At 36.5% G+C, this 24542-nt stretch carries 11 protein-coding genes, 2 tRNA genes and 3 rRNA genes; 10 read left to right on the forward strand and 6 right to left on the reverse strand.

The genetic code is table 11. From position 1 onward, the window contains the following. Positions 1–115 precede the first annotated feature (115 nt). The 3 genes from gltB (at position 116) to lysA (ending at position 7481) form a co-directional block, all read left to right on the forward strand. Positions 116–4633 carry a glutamate synthase large subunit gene (gltB, locus tag Q1W72_RS03790; protein ID WP_302137424.1) on the forward strand — a complete coding sequence of 1506 codons (4518 nt, stop codon included), beginning with the start codon at positions 116–118 and terminating at the stop codon, positions 4631–4633. A gap of 2 nt (positions 4634–4635) precedes the next feature. Further along, positions 4636–6090 carry a glutamate synthase subunit beta gene (locus tag Q1W72_RS03795; RefSeq protein ID WP_099716002.1) on the forward strand — a complete coding sequence of 485 codons (1455 nt, stop codon included), beginning with the start codon at positions 4636–4638 and terminating at the stop codon, positions 6088–6090. A 170-nt stretch (positions 6091–6260) separates the two neighbouring features. Beyond that, positions 6261–7481: a diaminopimelate decarboxylase gene (gene lysA, locus Q1W72_RS03800; RefSeq protein ID WP_099716003.1), complete on the forward strand. Its 1221-nt coding sequence runs from the start codon at positions 6261–6263 to the stop codon at positions 7479–7481. Positions 7482–7537: 56 nt separating this feature from the next. On the opposite strand, the gene pafA is transcribed toward lysA, so the two are convergent. Beyond that, positions 7538–9154, reverse strand: coding sequence for an alkaline phosphatase PafA (pafA, locus tag Q1W72_RS03805; protein ID WP_099716004.1), 1617 nt, complete (start codon positions 9152–9154; stop codon positions 7538–7540). A gap of 205 nt (positions 9155–9359) precedes the next feature. Between pafA and Q1W72_RS03810 the strand changes: the two genes are divergently transcribed. Continuing rightward, a complete protein-coding gene (locus Q1W72_RS03810) occupies positions 9360–10136 on the forward strand; it encodes a hypothetical protein (RefSeq protein ID WP_099716005.1) in 777 nt (258 codons plus the stop codon). Between the two features lie 91 nt (positions 10137–10227). On the opposite strand, the gene rrf is transcribed toward Q1W72_RS03810, so the two are convergent. From rrf to Q1W72_RS03835, 5 genes are all read right to left on the reverse strand, one after another. Beyond that, positions 10228–10337: ribosomal RNA gene (gene rrf, locus Q1W72_RS03815) — 5S ribosomal RNA — on the reverse strand. Positions 10338–10484: 147 nt separating this feature from the next. Then, a 23S ribosomal RNA gene (locus Q1W72_RS03820) occupies positions 10485–13368 on the reverse strand. 191 nt (positions 13369–13559) lie between these two features. Next, positions 13560–13633 (reverse strand) — tRNA-Ala (locus Q1W72_RS03825). A 93-nt stretch (positions 13634–13726) separates the two neighbouring features. After that, positions 13727–13800 (reverse strand) — tRNA-Ile (locus Q1W72_RS03830). Between the two features lie 123 nt (positions 13801–13923). Then, positions 13924–15437 (reverse strand): 16S ribosomal RNA (locus Q1W72_RS03835). Together the 16S, 23S and 5S rRNA genes with 2 tRNA genes alongside form the textbook arrangement of a ribosomal RNA operon. Positions 15438–16389: 952 nt before the next feature. On the opposite strand from Q1W72_RS03835, the gene thrS reads away from it, so the two are divergent. From thrS to Q1W72_RS03865, 6 genes are all read left to right on the forward strand, one after another. Continuing rightward, complete coding sequence (gene thrS / locus Q1W72_RS03840; RefSeq protein ID WP_099716006.1) at positions 16390–18336, forward strand: threonine--tRNA ligase; 1947 nt, start codon at positions 16390–16392, stop codon at positions 18334–18336. A gap of 76 nt (positions 18337–18412) precedes the next feature. Then, positions 18413–18910 (forward strand): translation initiation factor IF-3, encoded by a 498-nt coding sequence (infC, locus tag Q1W72_RS03845; RefSeq protein WP_199074837.1) that lies wholly within the window; start codon positions 18413–18415, stop codon positions 18908–18910. Between the two features lie 116 nt (positions 18911–19026). Beyond that, positions 19027–19224, forward strand: a complete 198-nt coding sequence (gene rpmI / locus Q1W72_RS03850; RefSeq protein ID WP_022827375.1) for a 50S ribosomal protein L35 — start codon at positions 19027–19029, stop codon at positions 19222–19224. Positions 19225–19395: 171 nt separating this feature from the next. Then, positions 19396–19740, forward strand: a complete 345-nt coding sequence (gene rplT, locus Q1W72_RS03855; RefSeq protein ID WP_099716008.1) for a 50S ribosomal protein L20 — start codon at positions 19396–19398, stop codon at positions 19738–19740. A gap of 190 nt (positions 19741–19930) precedes the next feature. Further along, positions 19931–22540, forward strand: coding sequence for a zinc-dependent metalloprotease (locus tag Q1W72_RS03860; RefSeq protein WP_099716009.1), 2610 nt, complete (start codon positions 19931–19933; stop codon positions 22538–22540). A gap of 223 nt (positions 22541–22763) precedes the next feature. Continuing rightward, positions 22764–24488, forward strand: a complete 1725-nt coding sequence (locus Q1W72_RS03865; protein ID WP_143394901.1) for a tetratricopeptide repeat-containing sensor histidine kinase — start codon at positions 22764–22766, stop codon at positions 24486–24488. Positions 24489–24542 lie beyond the last annotated feature (54 nt).

Consider the following 24542-nt stretch of genomic DNA (forward strand, 5'->3'; position numbering starts at 1 on the left):
ATTATTGTGATTTATTTAACCTTTTTCTATTAGAACTGTAAAAACAAGGCGTTTTTAACTTTTAAGCCTGTTATATGTTACTAAATCTTTAATTTTGTAAAAAAAAATATTAAGCATGAAAGTTAAAGAACAAGGCCTTTATTTGCCCGAATTTGAACACGACAATTGCGGAGCAGGATTCATTTGTAATTTGAATGGAATTAAATCAAATGATATTATACACAAAGCACTGGACATTCTAATCAAATTAGAACATCGTGGTGCTGTGAGTTCAGATGGCAGAACTGGAGATGGAGCTGGAATATTATTTGATATCCCTCATGATTTTTTTAAGAAAGTATGTGATTTTGAAATCCCAGAAGCTAGACAATATGCAGTAGGAATGGTTTTTATGCCAAAAAGTCCCAACCAAGTAGCGTTTTGTAAAACAACTTTTGAAGCATCAATACGTGATCAAAATTTAGAAGTTTTAGGATGGAGAGATGTCCCTGTAGATGTTTCTAATTTGGGTCAAATTGCTGCCGAAAAGGAACCAACCGTTAAACAAGTATTTGTTGGTAAAAATGGATTAGACCTTACAGAACAACAATTTAACGCCAAAATGTTTGCGGGAAGAAAAATTGCTGAACATACAATCAGGAATTCACGAATTTCAGAAAGTTACAGATTCTATTTTTCAAGTTTCTCCACTACAACCATTATATACAAAGGTTTGTTGATGCCGGAAGACATCAGTAGATACTATACTGATTTGTTAGACGATGACTTGGTAACCAGATTAGCTTTGGTTCACCAACGTTTCTCTACCAATACATTTCCATCTTGGGAATTGGCACAACCTTTCCGTTACATGTGCCACAATGGTGAAATCAATACACTTCGCGGGAATATTAGCCGTATGCGTGCTCGTGAAGAACTTATGAAAAGTGATGTTTTTGGTGATGACATCAAAAAATTATTCCCAATTATTTTAGAAGGAAAATCAGATTCGGCTTCTATGGATATGGTAATTGAACTGTTATTGATGACAGGTCGTTCTCTACCGGAAGCAATGATGATGGTTGTTCCTGAAGCTTGGGAAAAACACCAAACCATGTCGGAAGACAAAAAAGCGTTTTACGAATACAATGCATGCATCATGGAACCATGGGACGGACCAGCTTCTATTCCTTTTACAGATGGTAACGTTATTGGTGCTTTATTGGATAGAAATGGATTACGTCCATCTCGTTATACATTGACTAAAAGTGGTTTTGTAATTATGTCTTCAGAGATTGGTGTTCTTGACATCAAACCCGAAGATGTGATTCAACACGGTCGTTTAGAACCCGGAAAAATGTTTTTGGTTGACATGAACGAAGGTCGTATCATTGAAGATGATGAGATTAAAAATGCGATTGTAACCAAACGTCCTTACAAACAATGGTTGGATGAAAATTTATTGCAATTAGCAAAAATCCCTTATACTGACAATCCAATCCCTACGGAAAATATTGATTTCGAAACAAGACAACGTTTGTTTGGTTACACAATAGAGGATTTAAAAACAATCATAAACCCAATGGGAGCTGAAGGTGCAGAAGCATTAAGTTCTATGGGTAATGATACTCCGCTAGCTGTTTTATCTGATCAGCCACAACTGTTATACAACTATTTCAAACAATTATTTGCTCAGGTTACCAATCCACCTTTGGATGGTATTCGTGAAGAAATCATTACTGATATTAGTTTAGCGATTGGTGGAGATTTTAATATTTTTGATATTGAGCCTAAGCATTGTAAAAAATTAAAAATACAAAATCCTGTAATTTCAAACGAGGATTTAGATAAAATAAGAAATATTGATCATGCTGATTTCAAATCAGTCACTATTTCTACATTATACGATATAAAAAAAGGAGTAAACGGGCTAGAACGCGCTTTGGAAAGAGCGGTTCAGGCGACTTTCAAAGCAGTTTCAGAAGGTTGCAACATTGTGATTCTTTCGGATAGAGGAGTAAGCGAAAAAATGGCTCCAATACCAATGTTATTGGCGTGTTCTTACATTCATCATTCGCTTAACATTCTGAAAGTTCGTTCTAAATTTGGAATTATAATCGAATCCGCAGAACCTCGCGAACCACATCATTTTGCCTTACTATTTGGTTATGGTGCCAGCGCAATCAATCCTTACATGGTAAATGAAATTATTCATGACCAAGTTAACCAAGGTTTTATCACTGGTGTAAAAGCAGATTATGCTATTAAAAACTATAATAAAGCTATTGCAAAAGGGATTCTGAAAATCATGAACAAAATTGGTATCTCTACTTTACATTCGTACAGAGCGGCACAAATTTTTGAAATTTTAGGATTAAACAAAACATTCACTTCTAAATATTTCCCCTACACTCCTTCCAGAATTGAAGGAATTGGGCTAATGGAAGTGGAAAAAGAAATCAAGAAAAGATACCAAAAAGCATTTCCAAATTCAAAAGTCAGCAATTTATTGCCTTTAGAAATTGGAGGTATTTACAGATGGAGAAGATCAGGAGAAAAACACATGTTTAATCCAACGACGATTTCAAAATTGCAACAAGCAGTACGTTTAAACAGTCCTGAAAGTTATAAAGAATACTCTAAAATGGTCAATGATCAAAGTGAAAACTTGATGACCATCAGAGGTTTATTTGAATTCAATAACTTAGATCCTATTTCAATTGAGGAAGTGGAGCCTTGGACAGAAATTGTAAAAAAATTCAAAACTGGCGCCATGTCTTATGGATCTATCAGCCAAGAAGCTCATGAAAATCTAGCGATTGCAATGAACAGAATTGGTGGAAAAAGTAATTCTGGAGAAGGTGGAGAAGATTCTAAACGTTTCCAAAAAGACTTAAATGGTGATTCTAGAAATAGTGCCATTAAACAAGTTGCTTCTGGAAGATTTGGGGTTTCTATCAACTATTTGACAAATGCCAAAGAGATTCAAATAAAAATGGCTCAGGGTGCAAAACCTGGAGAAGGTGGACAATTACCTGGCGAAAAAGTAGTGCCTTGGATTGCTGAAGTAAGAAATTCTACACCTTATGTTGGATTAATTTCACCTCCGCCACACCATGATATTTATTCTATTGAAGATTTATCACAGTTAATTTTTGATTTAAAAAATGCTAATCGTGAAGCTCGAATTAATGTAAAATTAGTTTCTGAAGTGGGTGTTGGAACAATCGCTGCCGGTGTTGCTAAAGCAAAAGCCGACGTGATTTTGATTTCAGGATACGACGGAGGAACTGGAGCTGCACCATTAACATCACTTCAACATACGGGTATTCCTTGGGAACTTGGATTAGCAGAAGCACAACAAACATTAATTCTAAATGATTTAAGAAGTCGTGTAGTTTTAGAATGTGACGGGCAATTGAAAACAGGACGTGATGTTGCTATCGCTGCATTACTTGGAGCTGAGGAATTTGGTTTTGCAACCGCTCCTTTAGTAGCATCTGGTTGTATTATGATGAGAGCGTGTCACTTGAATACGTGTCCTGTAGGTATTGCAACTCAAGATCCTGAATTGAGAAAAAATTTCAAAGGAACACCGGAACACATCATCAACTTCATGTATTTTATTGCTGAGGAGTTGAGAGAAATCATGGCACAACTTGGATTTAGAACATTAAAAGAAATGGTGGGACAATCTCAAAAATTGAATGTCAATAAAGCCATCAAGCATTATAAAGCAAGTGGATTAGATTTATCTACTATTCTATATAAACCAGAAAAAGCTAAAGAAGTTCCAAACCACAATACGACTACACAAGACCATGCTTTAGACCATGTACTTGATTTTGAAATTATAAAAGCGGCTATTCCTTCTATTTATAGAAAAGAAAAAACAAGAGTTACTTTTGATATCAAAAACACAGACCGTTCCGTTGGAGCTATATTGAGTAATGAAATTTCAAAAATATATGGTGCACAAGGTTTACCTGAGGACACAATATTAGTTGATTTTACAGGTTCTGCCGGACAAAGTTTTGGTGCTTTTGCAACAAATGGTCTTTCTTTTAAAATACATGGAAACTGTAATGATTATTTAGGAAAAGGACTTTCTGGAGGTAAATTAATTATAAAAGTCCCTCCTACTGCCACTTTCAAACCAGAAGAAAATATCATTATTGGTAACGTGGCACTTTATGGAGCAATCACTGGTGAAGCTTATATAAATGGTATGGCTGGAGAACGTTTTTGTGTGAGAAATTCTGGTGCAACAGCTGTTGTAGAAGGGATTGGAGATCATGGATGCGAATACATGACTGGAGGAACTGTAGTGGTTTTAGGAAAAACAGGAAGAAATTTTGCTGCAGGAATGAGCGGTGGTATTGCTTATGTTTTTGATCCAAATAAAAAATTCGATGCTACATTATGTAATATGGAAATGGTCGCTTTTGAAACATTGGAAGATGATGACTTTACCAAACTGAGACGTTTGATAAAAAATCATTCTATGTATACCAATAGTCCTTTGGCAAAAAGGATTTTAGAAGATTGGGAAAACCAACGCAACCATTTTATCAAAGTAATGCCTACTGATTACAAAAAAGCATTACAGAGATTGGCAGAAGAAAAAAAAATTGAAGAACTAATAGCACTATAGTCATGGGAAAGATAGGAGGATTTAAAGAATATACTAGAACCGACGAAAGTAATGTTGCTGTTCCAGAAAGAGTATCGAATTATGATGAATTTACAATTCCGTTAACCAAAGATAAAATCAAAGAACAAGGATCCAGATGTATGGATTGTGGGATTCCATTTTGCCACAGTGCCTGTCCATTAGGAAATTTGATACCAGATTTTAATGACATGGTACATCAGGAAGAATGGGAAAGTGCATTGAAAATATTGCAATCAACCAATAACTTTCCAGAATTCACAGGCCGTTTATGCCCTGCTCCATGTGAAAAATCATGTGTATTAGGAATTATAAGCGAGCCAGTAGCTATCGAGAATATTGAAAAAAATATTATCGAAAGAGGTTTCGCTGAAGGTTGGATTAAACCACAACCACCAGAAGTTAGAACAGGAAAAACAGTAGCTGTAATAGGCTCTGGCCCTGCTGGCTTAGCGGCTGCACAACAATTAAATCGTGCAGGACATACTGTTACGGTTTTTGAAAGAGACAATGCCATTGGTGGATTACTACGTTATGGGATTCCAAATTTCAAATTAGAAAAAGGAATTATCGACAGACGTGTTGCTGTTTTAGAAGCTGAAGGAATTACTTTTAAAACTAATGTAAATGTTGGCGTAAACTATAGTGTTGAAGAATTAAATTCTTTTGATTCTATCGTATTATGTGGTGGTGCAACCGAAAGACGAAGCTTGCCTACCAAAGGAATAGAAAGTAAAGGAGTTGTACAGGCAATGGACTTTTTAACGCAACAAACTAAAGTATTGTACGGAGAATCCATTCCAGATCAAATTAAAGCAACTGGTAAAGATGTTATCGTTATTGGTGGTGGAGATACAGGTTCAGATTGTATTGGAACTTCAAACAGACACGGTGCAAAATCAGTTACTAATTTTGAGATTTTACCAAAACCACCAGTTGGAAGAAGTGAAACTACTCCTTGGCCATTTTGGCCATTGCAATTAAAAACATCTTCTTCACATGAAGAAGGTTGTAATAGAAACTGGCTAATCAATACCAAAGAATTTATTTCTAATGAAAAAGGAGAACTTGTTGGTTTAAAAACCGTTGAAGTTGCTTGGAAAATGACACCTGGACAAAGACCTGAACTGATAGAAAAAGAAGGTTCTGAAAAAATTTGGCCTTGTGATTTAGCTTTATTGGCACTTGGATTTACAGGTCCGGAGAAAACTTTAAGCGATCAATTAGGATTAGAAATTGATATGAGAAGCAATTTTAAAGCGACTAATTATCAAACTAATGTTCCTCATATATTTACTGCTGGTGACATGCGAAGAGGACAATCTTTAATTGTATGGGCAATATCTGAAGGTCGTGAAGCTGCCAGAGAAGTTGATAAATACTTGATGGGTTATACCAATTTACCTACCAAAGGAAATGGTGATTTACCCAACTTATAGGTTTGAATAACATTTTATAACCCTTGATAGAAAAATTTGTCAAGGGTTATTTTTTTATAAAATTTCAAATAAATGTTTAATTTATAACTTTTTGTTAGAATTTGTTAGAATTCATCTATTAGCTTGTGGGACTAAATAAAGAATAATAAATTTGCTCAAAATTAATAATCATGCAATCAAAAGACTTACTACAATTAGCAGAACAATTTGGCAGTCCATTATACGTTTATGATGCCGAAAAAATACAATCTCAATACAACAGATTAACGAAAGCTTTTTCAAAGGTAGATAAGTTGCGCATCAATTATGCAATGAAGGCTTTGTCTAATGTTGCTATACTTCAATTATTGAAAGAAATGGGGTCAGGATTAGATACTGTTTCAATTCAAGAAGTATTATTAGGACTTCATGCCGGCTACGACCCAGACAAAATATTTTATACTCCAAATGGTGTTTCTCTTGAAGAAATTGAAGAAGTATCGGCGATGGGAGTTCAAATAAATATTGACAACTTATCCATATTAGAGCAATTTGGTACAAAATACCCAAATGTACCTGTATGTATCAGAATAAATCCGCACGTAATGGCTGGTGGAAATGCTAATATATCTGTTGGTCATATCGATAGTAAATTTGGTATTTCTGTTCACCAATTACCTCATTTAGTTCGTATTGTTGAAAATACTAAAATGAACATTGTCGGAATTCATATGCATACCGGCTCTGATATTTTAGATATCGAAGTATTTTTATATGCTGCCGAAATATTATTTGATGCCGCTAGAAACTTTAAAAACCTTGAATTCTTAGACTTTGGAAGTGGATTTAAAGTACCTTATAAAAAAGACGATATCGAAACTGACATTGAAGAATTAGGTAAAAAATTATCCAAAAGATTCAATGCCTTTTGTACTGAATACGGGAAAGAATTAACATTAATATTTGAACCTGGGAAATTTTTAGTAAGTGAAGCAGGTTTCTTTTTAGCTAAAGTAAATGTAGTTAAACAAACTACTTCGACTGTTTTTGCAGGAATAGATAGTGGTTTTAACCATTTGATCAGACCAATGTTTTATGGTTCACAACATCATATCGAAAACATATCACATCCAAAAGGGAAAGAACGTTTCTACTCTGTGGTAGGATATATTTGCGAAACCGATACTTTTGCTAATAACAGAAAAATTGCTGAAATAAAAGAAGGTGATATTTTATCTTTTAGAAATGCAGGAGCTTATTGTTTCTCTATGGCATCCAACTACAACTCTAGATACAAGCCAGCCGAAGTATTATGGATGAACGGTGAAGGTCATTTGATAAGAGCGCATGAAACCTTTGAGGATTTATTAAAAAATCAAATTCCGCTGCCAGTTGCAGCAACAACAGCATAAATAAAAAAATCCCATTCGCTAATGCAAATGGGATTTTTTGATAATACGCAATACTATTATTTCTTATCTAACAGCGTATCTAAAACTTCAGATTCAGTTCCATTAGGAAATGGAATTTTCAACATTTGTGAAAGGGTTGGTGCTATTTGAGTAATGAATTTTTTAGTGTGCAATTCTCCTTTTGGAACTTGCCATCCATAAAAAAGCAAAGGCACGTGTGTATCATAACTATTTGGTGAACCATGAGTAGTTCCTGTGGCTTGATATTGCATATAGCCTGTTTTATCAAGTATAACAATATCACCATTTTGTTTAGGATCATAGCCTTTAGAAATAAAACTTAAAAAATAGTCATCTCCTGACGAAGCTAAAATTTCTTCTTCAGTATACACTCTTTTAACTTGTTCTTGCGTCATCAAAAAATCTTTAAAACTTTGCTTCACTTTTGCTAATTCTAAACCTTTCTGTTTAATAATTTCTTTATTGAAAAAAAGATTAAAGTTAGAATAATCTAATATTAAATCAGCGCCGAAAGTTTCGTTAGAATGTTTTTTTAATGCCTCTACAATGTCTTTAGAAGGAATATTTTTCACATTATATTTATTATCTTTTAGATAATTTGGATTTTCAGCACCAGCGTGATCAGCAGTCAAAAAAAGCAAGTAATTATCCTTTCCAACCGTTTTATCTAAATAGTTTAAAAACTGAGCCATCGTCTGATCTAAACGCAAATAAGTATCCTGCAACTCCATTGAACGTGGTCCAAAAGTATGTCCAACATAATCCGTTGAAGAAAAACTAACCGTCAAAAAATCCGTAATTTCATCTTTGCCTAACTCTTCTTTTTCTATAGCTTTCATGGCCAATTCCGCCAAAATATCATTCCCAAAAGGGGTAGTTCTCAAAACATCTGCTCCTTTTTCTTTATACATTTTACTTAAATCGTAAGGAAAAACTGGCGCATTAGCTTTATCTAACTTTCCTTCATAAGGATTATCATCAGGAAGACTTTCATTATAAGTTGCTATGGGATTCAATAAATTCCATCCTTTATTAATGTAATTCATGTATCGTTTTTCTTGATTAAATTCAGTTACCCAATTCGGTAATGCTGAACCATAAAAAGTGCTTGAGATAAAAGCTCCAGTTTTACTGTACCAAAATGCCCAATTAGCAAAATGTCCCGCAGGCAAAATTGCTCCACGATCTTTGACACTCATCCCAATTACTTTCCCTTTAAAATTTGTCGCCATTCGCAACTCATCTGTAATGGTGGTGCTTAACAAATTTTTTGGAGACATTGCTCCCTCTTTTTCTGTTCCGTCACCTACTGTTTTAACTGAAGCATCATCAGTACAATACATATCTTTTCCAGTAGCTTTATTAAACCAATCATTCCCTACGATACCATGAGTAGACGGAGTAGTTCCAGTATAAATACTCGCGTGACCCGGTGCAGTATAAGTAGGTACATAATTATAATGCATATTGTGAAAAGTATAGCCATTATTCATTAATCTTTTAAAACCATTCGCAGAAAAGTCATCTGAAAAACGATATAGATATTCCATTTTCATTTGGTCTACCACTATACCTACCACTAATTTTGGGCGTTGTTGAGCTTGTGAGTTTAAAGACATAATAAATGTCAAAAACAAAATAATTCTTTTCATATTATATTTTTATATAGTTTAGCAAAAATACAATTTAATGTTTAAAAATTGTACGGAACAAAACTTAAAACCTATAAATTAATCTTCTCTTAACTCGGTTAAAACCAAATCTAAAAAAATATGAGCACTTAAAATATAAAGGCTCTTCAGATTAAATTATGACAGATTAAATTTTAAATTTGAATTAGTTTAAAATAAAGTAGTTATGGAAATGTATGACAATGAAAATACTGCACACAAATCATTTGATGAAAATTATTTATCCGAAGAGTTGTTGCAGGCTCAATGGGCTGAATTCATAGAACTAAAGAAAGTAATTACCGAAATATTCCTTAAAAAAGGAAGTCCAATAACCATCTTAGACATAGGAATTGGAAATGCAAGAATAGTAAAACATTTATATGCAATACCAGAAATGTGGGATATGATTGAATTCTATGACGGCACTGATAATGCCGAAACATGTGTTATTTTATCCCGCAACACAATAAAAGAATTAAATATTGAAGACAAAGTAAGTGTTTATTTTTTAGATGCAGTAAATTTAAATCAATTACAAAAGCATTATGATTTGATTATTACAACTTGGTTTACAGCAGGTAATTTTTATCCTGAAAACTTCCCTTTTGAAAATTATAATTTATTATCCAAAAAACTTGATTTATCAAAAAATGAAAAATTTGATACTATTTTCACCTTTGCCTATAAAATGCTGAATGTAAATGGAGAAATTTTAATTGGAGCCTGCTATATTGACAACGAGAATACAAGAAAAAAGCAAGAACTATCGTATCAGAAAATGGGAATGACAGTAATAACTGATGCAAAAGATAGTTTTACGGCTACTAAAGAAAGATTTTGGTCACAACGATTTACAAAAGGAAAAATACACAGCTATTTTCAATTTGTGAAACAGGAGAAAATATCATTTACACCACTTGATCCTTATAATTATGCCATGCAAATAAGGATAAAAAAATGATAACAATCCTCTAAATTCGAACATTACAATAATAAAATATTGATTTATAACAAAAAAATCCTCATCAAATAAATGATGAGGATTCTTCAAAGAAAGGCGACGACATACTCTCCCACATAACTGCAGTACCATCTGCGCAGGCGGGCTTAACTACTCTGTTCGGGATGGGAAGAGGTGAGCCCCGCCGCAATAACCACCTTAAGAGGTTATAATTGCTTTGGGCAATTATTGTAACAATTAAAAATTTATCATTGATAATTAATTACATAATATCTTAACATACTGAGATAAAGAAAATAAAAAGTATTAGAAAGTTTCTTCTCCCGTCCCGAAAGACGGGAGAAAAGCGTACATAAGCTTACGGGTTATTAGTACTACTCGACTATGACATTACTGCCTTTACATCTATAGCCTATCAACGTGGTCATCTCCCACGACCCTTAAAAGAAATCTCATCTTGTGGTGGGTTTCGCGCTTATATGCTTTCAGCGCTTATCCCTTCCAAACGTAGCTACTCTGCGATGCCACTGGCGTGACAACAGATACACTAGAGGTTTGTCCAATTCGGTCCTCTCGTACTAGAATCAGATCCACTCAAATTTCTTGCGCCCACAGTAGATAGAGACCGAACTGTCTCACGACGTTCTGAACCCAGCTCGCGTGCCACTTTAATGGGCGAACAGCCCAACCCTTGGGACCTTCTCCAGCCCCAGGATGTGACGAGCCGACATCGAGGTGCCAAACCCCCCCGTCGATATGAGCTCTTGGGGGAGATCAGCCTGTTATCCCCGGCGTACCTTTTATCCTTTGAGCGATGGCCCTTCCATGCGGAACCACCGGATCACTATGCTCTACTTTCGTACCTGATCGACCTGTATGTCTCTCAGTCAAGCTCCCTTATGCCATTGCACTCTACGCACGGTTACCAAGCGTACTGAGGGAACCTTTAGAAGCCTCCGTTACTCTTTTGGAGGCGACCACCCCAGTCAAACTACCCACCAAGCAATGTCCCCCGCATAACGGGGTTAGGCCTCAGATAAACAAAGGGTTGTATTTCAACAATGACTCCACAACGCCTAGCGACGCCACTTCACAGTCTCCAACCTATCCTACACATCATTTATCCAAGGTCAATACTAAGCTATAGTAAAGGTGCACAGGGTCTTTTCGTCCCACTGCGGGTAAGCGGCATCTTCACCGCTACTACAATTTCACCGAGCTCATGGCTGAGACAGTGTCCAGATCGTTACACCATTCGTGCAGGTCGGAACTTACCCGACAAGGAATTTCGCTACCTTAGGACCGTTATAGTTACGGCCGCCGTTTACTGGGGCTTCAATTCAATGCTTCTCCGAAGATAACATCTCCTCTTAACCTTCCAGCACCGGGCAGGTGTCAGGCCCTATACTTCATCTTACGATTTTGCAGAGCCCTGTGTTTTTGATAAACAGTCGCCTGGACCTCTTCACTGCGGCCAGCATTGCTGCTGGCGACCCTTCTCCCGAAGTTACGGGTCTATTTTGCCTAATTCCTTAGCCATGAATCTCTCGAGCACCTTAGGATTCTCTCCTCGACTACCTGTGTCGGTTTGCGGTACGGGTACTTATTACCTGAAGTTTAGAGGTTTTTCTTGGAAGCCCTTAGGCGCACTATCTCTTTGTCCGAAGACTCCGAGTACTATCGTATTTCCCCAAGCCGCGTGGATTTGCCTGCGCAGCTTATAGGTAGGTACTTCAACGAACTATTCCGTCAGTTCGCGGCGCTTTCATCACTCCGTCACCCCATCACAGTAATAACTAGTACGGGAATATTAACCCGTTGTCCATCGACTGTCCCTTTCGGGTTCGCCTTAGGTCCCGACTAACCCACAGCTGATTAGCATAGCTGTGGAAACCTTAGTCTTTCGGTGTGCGGGTTTCTTGCCCGCATTATCGTTACTTATGCCTACATTTTCTTTTCTAACCAGTCCAGCATGCCTTACGACACACCTTCTACCCTGTTAGAATGCTCCCCTACCACTTGTAATAAATTACAAATCCATAGCTTCGGTAATATGTTTATGCCCGATTATTATCCATGCTCGTCCGCTCGACTAGTGAGCTGTTACGCACTCTTTAAATGAATGGCTGCTTCCAAGCCAACATCCTAGCTGTCTGGGCAGACAAACCTCGTTCTTTCAACTTAACATATATTTGGGGACCTTAGCTGATGGTCTGGGTTCTTTCCCTCTCGGACTTGGACCTTAGCACCCAAGCCCTCACTGTTATGAAACATTATATAGCATTCGGAGTTTGTCAGGAATTGGTAGGCGGTGAAGCCCCCGCATCCAATCAGTAGCTCTACCTCTATATAACTTTACGCATAACGCTGCACCTAAATGCATTTCGGGGAGTACGAGCTATTTCCGAGTTTGATTGGCCTTTCACCCCTACCCACAGGTCATCCGAAGACTTTTCAACGTCAACCGGTTCGGACCTCCACACTGTGTTACCAGCGCTTCATCCTGCCCATGGGTAGATCACACGGTTTCGCGTCTAACACTACTGACTAAAGCGCCCTATTCAGACTCGCTTTCGCTACGGATCCGTGGCTTAACCACTTATCCTTGCCAGCAACGTTAACTCGTAGGCTCATTATGCAAAAGGCACGCCGTCACCCCACTAAAGGGCTCCGACCGCTTGTAAGCGTATGGTTTCAGGATCTATTTCACTCCGTTATTCACGGTTCTTTTCACCTTTCCCTCACGGTACTGGTTCACTATCGGTCTCTCAGGAGTATTTAGCCTTAGCGGATGGTCCCGCCAAATTCAGACAGGGTTTCACGTGCCCCGCCCTACTCAGGATACCACTATCGTTATCTTCTATTACTTATACAGGGCTATCACCTTCTTTGGCTCTACTTTCCAGTAGATTCTAATTCTATCCGCAACAAATAACGTGGTCCTACAACCCCAACATTGCCGTAACAACATTGGTTTGGGCTAATCCGCGTTCGCTCGCCACTACTTACGGAATCACTTTTGTTTTCTTCTCCTCCGCCTACTTAGATGTTTCAGTTCAGCGGGTTTGCCCACCTATCGGTGTACTATGTCTTCAACATAGTGGGTTGCCCCATTCAGGTATTTACGGATCGTATCGTGTGTGCCAATCCCCGTAACTTTTCGCAGCTTATCACGCCTTTCATCGCCTCTGAGAGCCAAGGCATCCCCCATACGCCCTTATTTTGCTTATTGTACCAATCTCGTTAATTAAAACGAGACCGTTTCTTTACTTGTCTAATGATAAACAAGTAAAAATGCTTTCTACTTTTTATTATTTTCTTATCTCAATATGTCAATGAACTTTTTTCTAGTGATTAGCCCTTAGTAATTAGTGATTAGTTTTTGACTAATTACTTTTTACTCTTTACTATTCACTCGAATAGTGGAGAATAACGGAGTCGAACCGTTGACCTCCTGCGTGCAAGGCAGGCGCTCTAGCCAGCTGAGCTAATCCCCCAATCTAATTATGAATTGTGAATTATGAATTATGAATTTATATTTCATAACTCCTCAACTCTAGAATTTCTTCTTTTATTTAAGTCTAAAATAGTTGTCTCGGACAGACTCGAACTGTCGACCCCTACATTATCAGTGTAGTACTCTAACCAGCTGAGCTACGAGACACTCTTATTCTTAAATGGTATTATTTGAACTAACAGCAAGAGTAATAAAACGTTGGGGTTTGCTTCCAACTTGAACTTTCGTCTTCTTTCTTTAGCGTGCATATAGCTAACACTAAAGCTCTAGAAAGGAGGTGTTCCAGCCGCACCTTCCGGTACGGCTACCTTGTTACGACTTAGCCCTAGTTACCAGTTTTACCCTAGGCAGCTCCTTGCGGTCACCGACTTCAGGCACCCCCAGCTTCCATGGCTTGACGGGCGGTGTGTACAAGGCCCGGGAACGTATTCACCGGATCATGGCTGATATCCGATTACTAGCGATTCCAGCTTCACGGAGTCGAGTTGCAGACTCCGATCCGAACTGTGACCGGCTTTGTAGATTCGCTCCTGGTCACCCAGTGGCTGCTCTCTGTACCGGCCATTGTAGCACGTGTGTAGCCCAAGGCGTAAGGGCCGTGATGATTTGACGTCATCCCCACCTTCCTCTCAGTTTGCACTGGCAGTCTCGTTAGAGTTCCCGACATGACTCGCTGGCAACTAACAACAGGGGTTGCGCTCGTTATAGGACTTAACCTGACACCTCACGGCACGAGCTGACGACAACCATGCAGCACCTTGTAAATTGTCTTGCGAAGGGTCTGTTTCCAAACCGGTCAATCTACATTTAAGCCTTGGTAAGGTTCCTCGCGTATCATCGAATTAAACCACATGCTCCACCGCTTGTGCGGGCCCCCGTCAATTCCTTTGAGTTTCATTCTTGCGAACGTACTCCCCAGGTGGGATACTTATCACTTTCGCTTAGCCACTGAGATTGCTCCCAACAGCTAGTATCCATCGTTTACGGCGTGGACTACCAGGGTATCTAATCCTGTTCGCTACCCACGCTTTCGTCCATCAGCGTCAATCCATTAGTAGTAACCTGCCTTCGCAATTGGTATTCCATGTAATCTCTAAGCATTTCACCGCTACACTACATATTCTAGTTACTTCCTAATAATTCAAGTCCTACAGTATCAATGGCCGTTTCCCCGTTGAGCGGGGAGATTTCACCACTGACTTATAAGACCGCCTACGGACCCTTTAAACCCAATGATTCCGGATAACGCTTGGATCCTCCGTATTACCGCGGCTGCTGGCACGGAGTTAGCCGATCCTTATTCTCACAGTACCGTCAAGACATTACACGTAATGTTGTTTCTTCCTGTGCAAAAGCAGTTTACAATCCATAGGACCGTCATCCTGCACGCGGCATGGCTGGATCAGGCTTGCGCCCATTGTCCAATATTCCTCACTGCTGCCTCCCGTAGGAGTCTGGTCCGTGTCTCAGTACCAGTGTGGGGGATCTCCCTCTCAGGACCCCTACCCATCGTTGCCTTGGTAAGCCGTTACCTTACCAACTAGCTAATGGGACGCATGCTCATCTTTCACCGTTGTGACTTTAATTATAAAGTGATGCCACTCTATAATACTATGAGGTATTAATCCAAATTTCTCTGGGCTATCCCTCTGTGAAAGGTAGATTGCATACGCGTTACGCACCCGTGCGCCGGTCTCTAGTTCCGAAGAACTATACCCCTCGACTTGCATGTGTTAAGCCTGCCGCTAGCGTTCATCCTGAGCCAGGATCAAACTCTTCATCGTATATTGTGTGAGATCAGATAAATCTTCTCTCTTTGTTTATTCGACTAAATTCTAGTGGTTTTTTCAAATCTCTCGATTCTATTACTCTCATTCTTTTGTTTTGAAATCTCTTTCAAAACGGCTGTCAATTCAATATGTCTAGGAACGTGTTCTTCTTTGTTTTTCCCTTCGTCAACACTACTTAAAGTGTTTCTCGAAGCGGGTGCAAAAGTACAACTTCTTTTTTAACTGGCAAGAAAATTTTGAAGTTTTTTTTGGAAATTTTTATCTCCGTTTTACTACCGTTTTCTTATCAGTTTGTCAAGGAACTTTGCGCGTTTTGCGGGGTGCAAATGTAATAAGCTCTTTCTAATCTCACAAGCTTTTCTGAATCTTTTTTTGAAAATAAATTTCCTCTCTCAATCCAGTTTACTTGTCAGTCTTCTAAAGAACGTCTGCGTCATTGCGGGTGCAAAAGTAGCACCTTTATTCGCTTTTACAAGCTTTTTTAAACCTTTTTTTTCATGTTTTCTTAACCCAATCTTTAACTCGCTGAAAACATGATTCTTGAATAGTAAAGTTTTTTATACTATTCAAAAGAAAAATCAAAAAACACACCAGATTCTCCTTTTATCAAGACTATACAATATATACGTACCCATAATCTTTATTCACTTTTTTAATTAACACCCCTAATTACTCCCTATTTCGGATGATTTAAGCAGGATACGACTAACCAAAACCACTCTCCTAGCCCCGATAGCAGTGAAAATCCTTTTCTCTCGTTTCTTTACGAGAGAAAAGATTACAACGAATAGCGGGAAACAGCTCCTAATTATAACACTCCTACTAAACTCATATGCTATAATAACTCTTCTTTTAGTTTTTAGACCTATTTATGATAACAAACCTTATATATATATTGTATGTATTTTTGTAATGGTCTATATTTGCATTCTTAAAATAATAAATGATGATTAAGATTACTTTGCCCGATGGGTCAGTTAAAGAGTTTGCTCCTGGGATTACTCCTATGGATGTAGCCAAGAGCATTAGTGAAGGATTTGCCAGAAATGTTATTTCGGCTTCTTTTGATGGTACAACTGTGGAAACAACAACTCCTTTGACGACGGACGGCAGTCTTATATTATATACTTGGAATGACGAAGGCGGAAAAAAAGCTTTTTGGCATTCTACTTCACACGTAATGGCACAAGTTCTTGAGGAAATGTTTCCTGGTATAAAATTAACTCTTGGACCAGCAATCTCTAATGGCTTTTATTACGATGTAGATTTTGAAGACCAAAAAATCACTGATGCTGACTTTAAAAAAATTGAAGATCGTGTTCTTGAAATTTCTAGAGGTAAGCATGAATTCAAACTACGTCCCGTTTCTAAAGCTGAAGCTTTAGAACTATATAAGGACAACGTTTACAAAACAGAGCTTATTAGCAATCTTGAGGACGGAACAATTACGTTTTGTGATCACGATACGTTTACTGATTTATGTCGTGGTGGGCATATTCCAAATACTGGAATAATCAAAGCGATGAAAATAATGAGCGTTGCAGGAGCATACTGGCGTGGTGACGAGAAAAACAAACAACTGACTCGTGTTTATGGAACTTCATTCCCTAAACAAAAGGATTTAACGGAATACTTAGAATTACTGGAAGAAGCAAAACGTCGTGACCATAGAAAACTAGGAAAAGAACTTGAACTTTTTGCTTTTTCTCAAAAGGTAGGCGCAGGTTTACCATTATGGTTGCCTAAAGGAGCCGCTTTAAGAGACAGACTAGAACAGTTTTTGAAAAAAGCACAGAAAAAAGGTGGATACGAGCAAGTGGTTACACCACATATTGGTCAAAAAGAATTGTATGTAACTTCAGGACATTATGCAAAATATGGCGCCGATAGTTTCCAACCTATAAGCACTCCAGCTGAAGGCGAAGAGTTTTTATTAAAACCTATGAACTGTCCTCATCACTGCGAAATATACAATGTACGTCCTTGGTCATACAAAGATTTACCAAAGCGTTATGCTGAATTTGGTACTGTTTACAGATACGAACAAAGTGGAGAATTACACGGTTTAACTCGTGTAAGAGGGTTTACTCAGGATGACGCGCACATTTTTTGCACTCCTGAACAACTAGACGAAGAGTTTAAGAAAGTAATTGACTTGGTACTTTATGTATTTGGTTCATTAGGATTCGAAAACTTTACCGCTCAGATTTCACTGAGAGATAAAGAAAACAGAGATAAGTATATAGGTACTGATGAAAACTGGGAAAAAGCGGAAAATGCAATTATTAACGCTGCAGCCGACAAAGGTCTAAATACTGTAGTAGAATATGGCGAAGCAGCTTTCTATGGTCCAAAATTGGATTTCATGGTAAAAGATGCCTTGGGAAGACAATGGCAATTAGGAACGATTCAGGTTGATTACAACCTTCCAGAACGTTTTGATTTAACCTACAAAGGATCTGATAACGAATTGCATAGACCAGTAATGATTCACAGAGCACCTTTTGGTTCAATGGAACGATTTATCGCTATTTTATTAGAACATACAGCAGGAAATTTCCCTCTTTGGCTGATGCCTGAACAAGCTATAATATTGTCTTTGAGCGAGAAATATGAAATATATGCGAAAAAAGTTTTAGATTTGCTAGAAAATCACGAAATTCGCGCCCTCATTGACAATAGAAACGAGACAATCGGGAAGAAAATTAGGGATGCAGAAATGCAAAAAACCCCATTTATGTTGATTGTAGGTGAGGAAGAAGAGAAAAATGGGACTATTTCTATCCGTCGTCATGGACAGGAAGGAAAAGGAAATATCAGCGTTACAATAGAAGAATTTGCTGCTATTGTAAACGAAGAGATCAATAAAACATTAAAAGTATTTACAGTTTAACTTAAATTATAAAGTCATAGCAATAAGAAGCAACAGAGGTTACCAACCTCGCGTAGAAAAAAAAGATGCCCACAGAATAAACAGCCTTATTCGTGGTGTACAAGAAGTAAGACTTGTAGGTGAAAATATTGAACCTGGAGTTTTTAAACTTTCGGAAGCTTTAAGATTAGCTGACCAATTTGAATTGGATTTAGTTGAGATTTCACCAAATGCAGATCCACCGGTTTGTAAAATCATGGATTATAAGAAATTTGTTTACGAGCAAAAGAAACGTGATAAAATCCTAAAAGCGAAATCTACACAAGTAGTCGTTAAGGAAATTCGTTTTGGACCTCAAACAGATGAGCATGATTACGAATTTAAGAGAAAGAATGCTGAGAAGTTCTTGAAAGAAGGTGCGAAATTGAAAGCATTTGTTTTCTTTAAAGGACGTTCGATTATCTATAAAGATCAAGGGCAAATCTTATTATTAAGATTAGCTACAGATCTTGAAGAATTTGGTAAAGTGGAAGCGATGCCAGTTCTAGAAGGAAAGAGAATGATAATGTTCATTGCCCCTAAGAAAAAGAAATAAGTCTTAAAGTCAAAAGTCTTAAAGTCAAAAGTTGAATACTTTTGACTTTAAGACTTTAAAAACTTTCTGACTAAAGAAGATAAGTAAGTAAGAATAAATTAAAACACTAGGAAAAAATGCCTAAAATGAAAACCAAATCTAGCGCCAAGAAACGTTTCAAAGTTACTGGTTCTGGAAAGATTAAAAGAAAGCATGCTTTTAAAAGTCACATCTTGACTAAAAAGTCTAAAAAACGTAAATTAGCTTTGACACATTCAGCGCTAGTTCACAAAACAGATATGAAAAGCATCAAACAACAATTAAGAATTATTTAATTAAGTCTTAAAGTTTCAAAGTCAAAGGTCTTAAAGACTTTCGACATTAGACTTTAAAAACTTTTGACTAAATAATCTTTAGGTTAAAACAATTTCAAATAACCTTGGAGTATGGCCATTAAGTGCTTTTGATTAAATTCAAGCCGCCTGCTACAAAAAAACAGTAAAATTATGCCAAGATCGGTAAATTCAGTTGCTAAAAGAGCAAGAAGAAAAAAAATAATGAAGCAAGCCAAAGGTTTCTTTGGTAGACGTAAAAACGTTTGGACAGTTGCTAAGAATGCGGTAGAGAAAGCAATGTGCTACGCTTACCGTGACAGAAAAGTGAATAAAAGAAATTTCCGTGCTTTATGGATTCAACGTATCAACGCTGGAGCTAGATTGGAAGGAATGTCTTATTCTCAATTCATCGGGAAATTAAAAGCTAACAATATCGAATTGAACCGTAAAGTTCTTGCCGATTTAGCAATGAATCACCCAGATGCTTTCAAAGCAATACTTAACAAAGTAAAATAAACGTTTTATAAACTCAATTTAGATTACTTACTTATATAGAAACCTCAATCGAAAGATTGGGGTTTTTTTGTTTTTAAAATTTATTCTAATTAAAAAACATGCAACTAATATCAAAATTTTATTCTATTTTCGTAAGGATTTTCAAAAAATCAGACGTGATTCCTATCATTTTTCATTAAACTCAAATACTATGACTAAATTGAAATCCACACTGCTTCTTTCTTTAGTGCTTTTATTTATTACAAGTTCTACATTCGCTCAAGAAAAAAACAATCGTAAGAAGAGAAACAAAAAAGAGATTGCAGCTGCAAAATCTGATAGTATTAAGAAGAAAAAAACTGCTACCGTTTCTATAAATGATAAAATAAAAAGCGCTAAAAAAATTGAAGGCTTGTTTACCATGTATCAGGATACCGTTACTGGAAACATGCAACTTTACATTAAGAAAAACCAACTGGATAAGGAATTTATTTATCAAAGCTATTCCATGAATGGACCAACGGCTTTGTTTTTAAATCAAAGTATGCATCGTGCAACAAGTGTTTTCAACATAAAGAAAGCCAATGACAAAATTGAATTTGGATTAGTAAACACCGCTTTTTATTACGACAAAACAAATGCTGTTAGTAAAACTGCGGGTACTGATATTTCGGAAGCAATTTTTCTGGCTGAGAAAATTGTAGCACAAGACAGTACTGGTTTCTTAATTGTTGCTGATGGACTTTTCTTGAGTGAAAAATTAGATCCAGTAAAACCTACGATGCCACCAGGAATACCTCCTGGAGCAATTTTCAACCTGGGTAATTTCAATTCAGCTAAGTCAAAATACCACAGCATCCGATCTTTTCCTAATAATACTGATGTAGTTGTAGATTTGGCTTATGATAATCCAGCACCTTTAAATGGCGGTGGAAATGACATTACTGATGCACGATATGTTCGTGTACGTATGCAACATACGTTTTTAGAAATTCCTGAAAATAATTTCAAATCCAGACAGGATGACCCTCGTATTGGATATTTTGGACAAACTATTAACGACCAAACCAGTATAAAACCAACACCTTATAAAGACATTATCAATCGATGGTATTTGACAAAAAAGGATCCTACGGCAGCTATCAGTGAACCTGTAGAACCCATTGTTTGGTGGGTTGAGAACACAACTCCCGTTGAATATCGTCAAACTATTGTTGAGGCAGGTAATCGTTGGAATCAAGCTTTTGAAAAAGCAGGTTTCAAAAATGCTGTTGTAATGAAAATACAACCAGACTCTGTTGATTGGGATGCAGGAGATGTGCGTTATAACGTTATCCGTTGGGTTGCTTCTGCTAATCCAAATTATGGTGCAATTGGCCCAAGTTTTGCCAATCCACGAACAGGACAAATTTTAGGTTCTGATATTACAGTGGAATGGAGTTCAGGAAGCAGATCTCCAATATATGATGAATTATTTTCGGCGAAAAGCATTCAAAATCAAAATAATCTCAACACCTATTTCCATTCAGATGGGCACCTTTGTACCATGGCAAGCGAACTAAAAAGTCAGTTTTTGACTGGTGCAACTATAGCAGAAGCTTATGATGAAGATCCAAAAACTATTTTAAAAGTTCATAAAGAATTTTTATATTATTTGATCTTACATGAAATGGGTCATACTTTGGGACTAAATCACAATATGAAAGCGAGTCAAATGTTAAGTCCTTCTGAACTTAATGATACATCTATTACAGAAAAAATTGGTTTAATTGGTTCAGTAATGGATTATCCTACTATTAATCTTTCATTGGATAGAACAAAACAAGGAAACTATTTTACAACAAAACCTGGACCATACGATCTTTGGGCCATTGAATATGGATACAAAGAATTCGATGAAAAACTGGAAGACAATGAGTTAAATAAAATTCTTAGCAGAAGTACTGAACCGGGTCTTGCTTTTGGTAATGATGCCGATGATATGAGAGCATCTGGAAAGGCGATTGATCCACATGTAATGGTTGAAGACTTAAGTAGTGATGCAATAGGATATGCCGAAGGCCGATTTAAATTAGTCAACACTGTAATGCCTAAACTTAAAGTAAAATATAGTAAAACTGGACAGAATTATGCAGAAATGCGTTCACGATATAGTATGCTAAATGGGCAAAGAAGAAACATGATTGCTGTGGTAAGCCGCTATGTTGGCGGAGTGTATGTTGACCGAAGTTATGTAGGCCAAAATACAACTGAAAAACCATTCACCCCTGTATCTGAAGCTGAGCAAAAAAGAGCTATTGAAGTATTGAATAAATATGCATTTGCACCAAATGCATTTGACGCTGATGCTTCTTTATATCCGTATTTACAATTGCAAAGACGTGGATTTGGATTTTTCTCTTCTACAGAAGATCCAAAATTGGGTGGTATCTATCTATCAATGCAAACTGATGGAGCGCTTTCACACATTCTCCACCCTACAACATTGCAACGAATTTCTAATACAAGTCTGTACGGCAATACGTATTCAGTAGCAGAGGTTATGAATGATTTAGTTAGCGGAATATTCAAAGCTGATTTAGTTGGAAAAGTGAATATGCAAAGACAATACCTTCAAACTTATTTTGTTAAACAAGCTGTAGAAATTTCGGATATAAATTCTTCCAGAAACTCTTATGATGATATTTCGAAAGCTGCCGCAAGACAAACATTGAAAAAAATTAAATCAATGCTGCTTACAGCAACTTCCATAGACGAAAGTACACGGGCACATCGAGGCAACCTCATTTTCTTAATCGATAATGCTCTTGCCATAAAATAATTTTTTTGAACCATAAAAAACTCTCATTTAGATTCTAAAAAATCGGAATGGGAGTTTTTTTTATGGGATAATTTAGCTTTAAATAATACTGTATAATTGGTTTTAATGGTTTCCCATATAAAGGATGGAATCCGGGATATGAAAATACTCCTAAAAATTAATCAAAATAATAAAACTAGAGTTTATAAACTATAAATTATTACTTTCGGGGAAAGTTATCTTTATGATGCGTTCCCCGATTTTTATATTCCTATTCTCGATATTTATCTATTCTTGTCAAAATGATTTAAAAAACGAATCAGCCTCCAATAAAGGAAATAATATCAGTAAAAATGCTATTCAGGCACGCGAACTATTAGATACAGGCGATAAGTTCTTAGCACTTCAAAAATTTGACAGTGCTTTTCATTACCATAACCGTTCAAAAATACTATATGAATTAGAAAAAGATAGTGCGTCAGTAACCTACAATTTAATTCAAATGGCGCATAGCCAACAAACCTCTGGTGATTATGTTGGAAGTGAAAAAAATTTAATTGAAGCTTTATCCTTTACAGAGCTAAACTCGACTTATAAATCAGCAGCATACAACCTTCTTGGCATTTCTTCAAAAGAACTGTTCAATTATGAAGATGCTTTGTATTATTACAATAAAGCCAAAACTGAAACTAATGATTCGATAGGAAGAATTACTTTTGAAAATAATATTGCTACGGTTTACATCAAAATGAAAAAATACGACTCTTCTATTAAGATATTAGAATCCATTTTGAAATCATCTTATTTAAACACGAACAATAAAAGAAAAGCCAGAGTTCTAGACAATCTAGGCTATTGTTACTTTAAAACAAAACGTAATTCAGAAGGATTACAATTGATGACAAAATCACTATTCATCAGAAAAAGCAATACAGATTTCTATGGAAGTATTGAAAGTAATTTACATTTAGCCGAGTACTATCAAGGAATAAATCCGCAATATGCTAAAACATACGCCAAAGAAGCCTATATAACTGCTACAAAACTCAACAGTATTGATGAAAGATTGAGATCATTGTCTTTTTTAATATCAAATAATTCTGAAAAAAGCACTACTAACTATGCTTTAGACTACATCAGACTTAATGATAGTATTATAAAAGTTCGTAATAATGCCAGAGATCAGTTTATAAAAATCAAATACGATAGTGATCAAAACAGAGAAGAAAATCTAAATCTAAAAACACAAAAGGCAGAAAATGCACTTCTGTTAGAACAACAAAAAAACAGAAATTTATTATTATACTTAGCCGTTGGAATTATAATAATGATAAGTGTTTTTGTCTATAATTATCTGGTAGCAAAAAATAAAAGAGAAAAAATAAAAACCTCTTACAATACTGAAACTCGTATTGCTAAGAAACTTCATGATGAATTAGCTAATGATGTATATCATACAATGGCATTTGCTGAAACTCAAGATTTATCTACCACCCAGAATAAAGAAATATTACTGACCAATCTGGATACTATTTATTCCCGAACACGCAATATATCCCGAGAAAACAGCACCATAGAAACAGGAACATTATTTGTATCTCATTTAAAAGAAATGATGTCCGGATTCATTACGGATAAGGTGAATGTTTTAACCAATGGAATGGATTCAATTGATTGGTTGGTAGTAGAAAGTAATAAAAAAATCATCATTTACCGTGTTATACAAGAATTGCTTGTCAACATGAAAAAGCATAGTCAATGTAGTTTAGTAGTACTGACTTTGAAACAAAATGGAAACAAATTACAGATAGACTACACAGATAACGGAGTTGGGGCAACATTAGAACAATTAAATTCAAAAAATGGACTTCAAAATATTAAAAACCGTATTGAGGCTATAAAAGGAATAATAACTTTTGACACTAAATCAAGTAAAGGATTTAAAGTGCAATTTATCATTCCAATATAGTATTCGGTTCTATGTTTCGTAAAGTTTTAACTAAATTAAAACAATGCAACCATT

Origin of the sequence: Flavobacterium sp. ZE23DGlu08 (assembly GCF_030505335.1) — a bacterium.
GTDB classification, from domain to species: domain Bacteria; phylum Bacteroidota; class Bacteroidia; order Flavobacteriales; family Flavobacteriaceae; genus Flavobacterium; species Flavobacterium algoritolerans.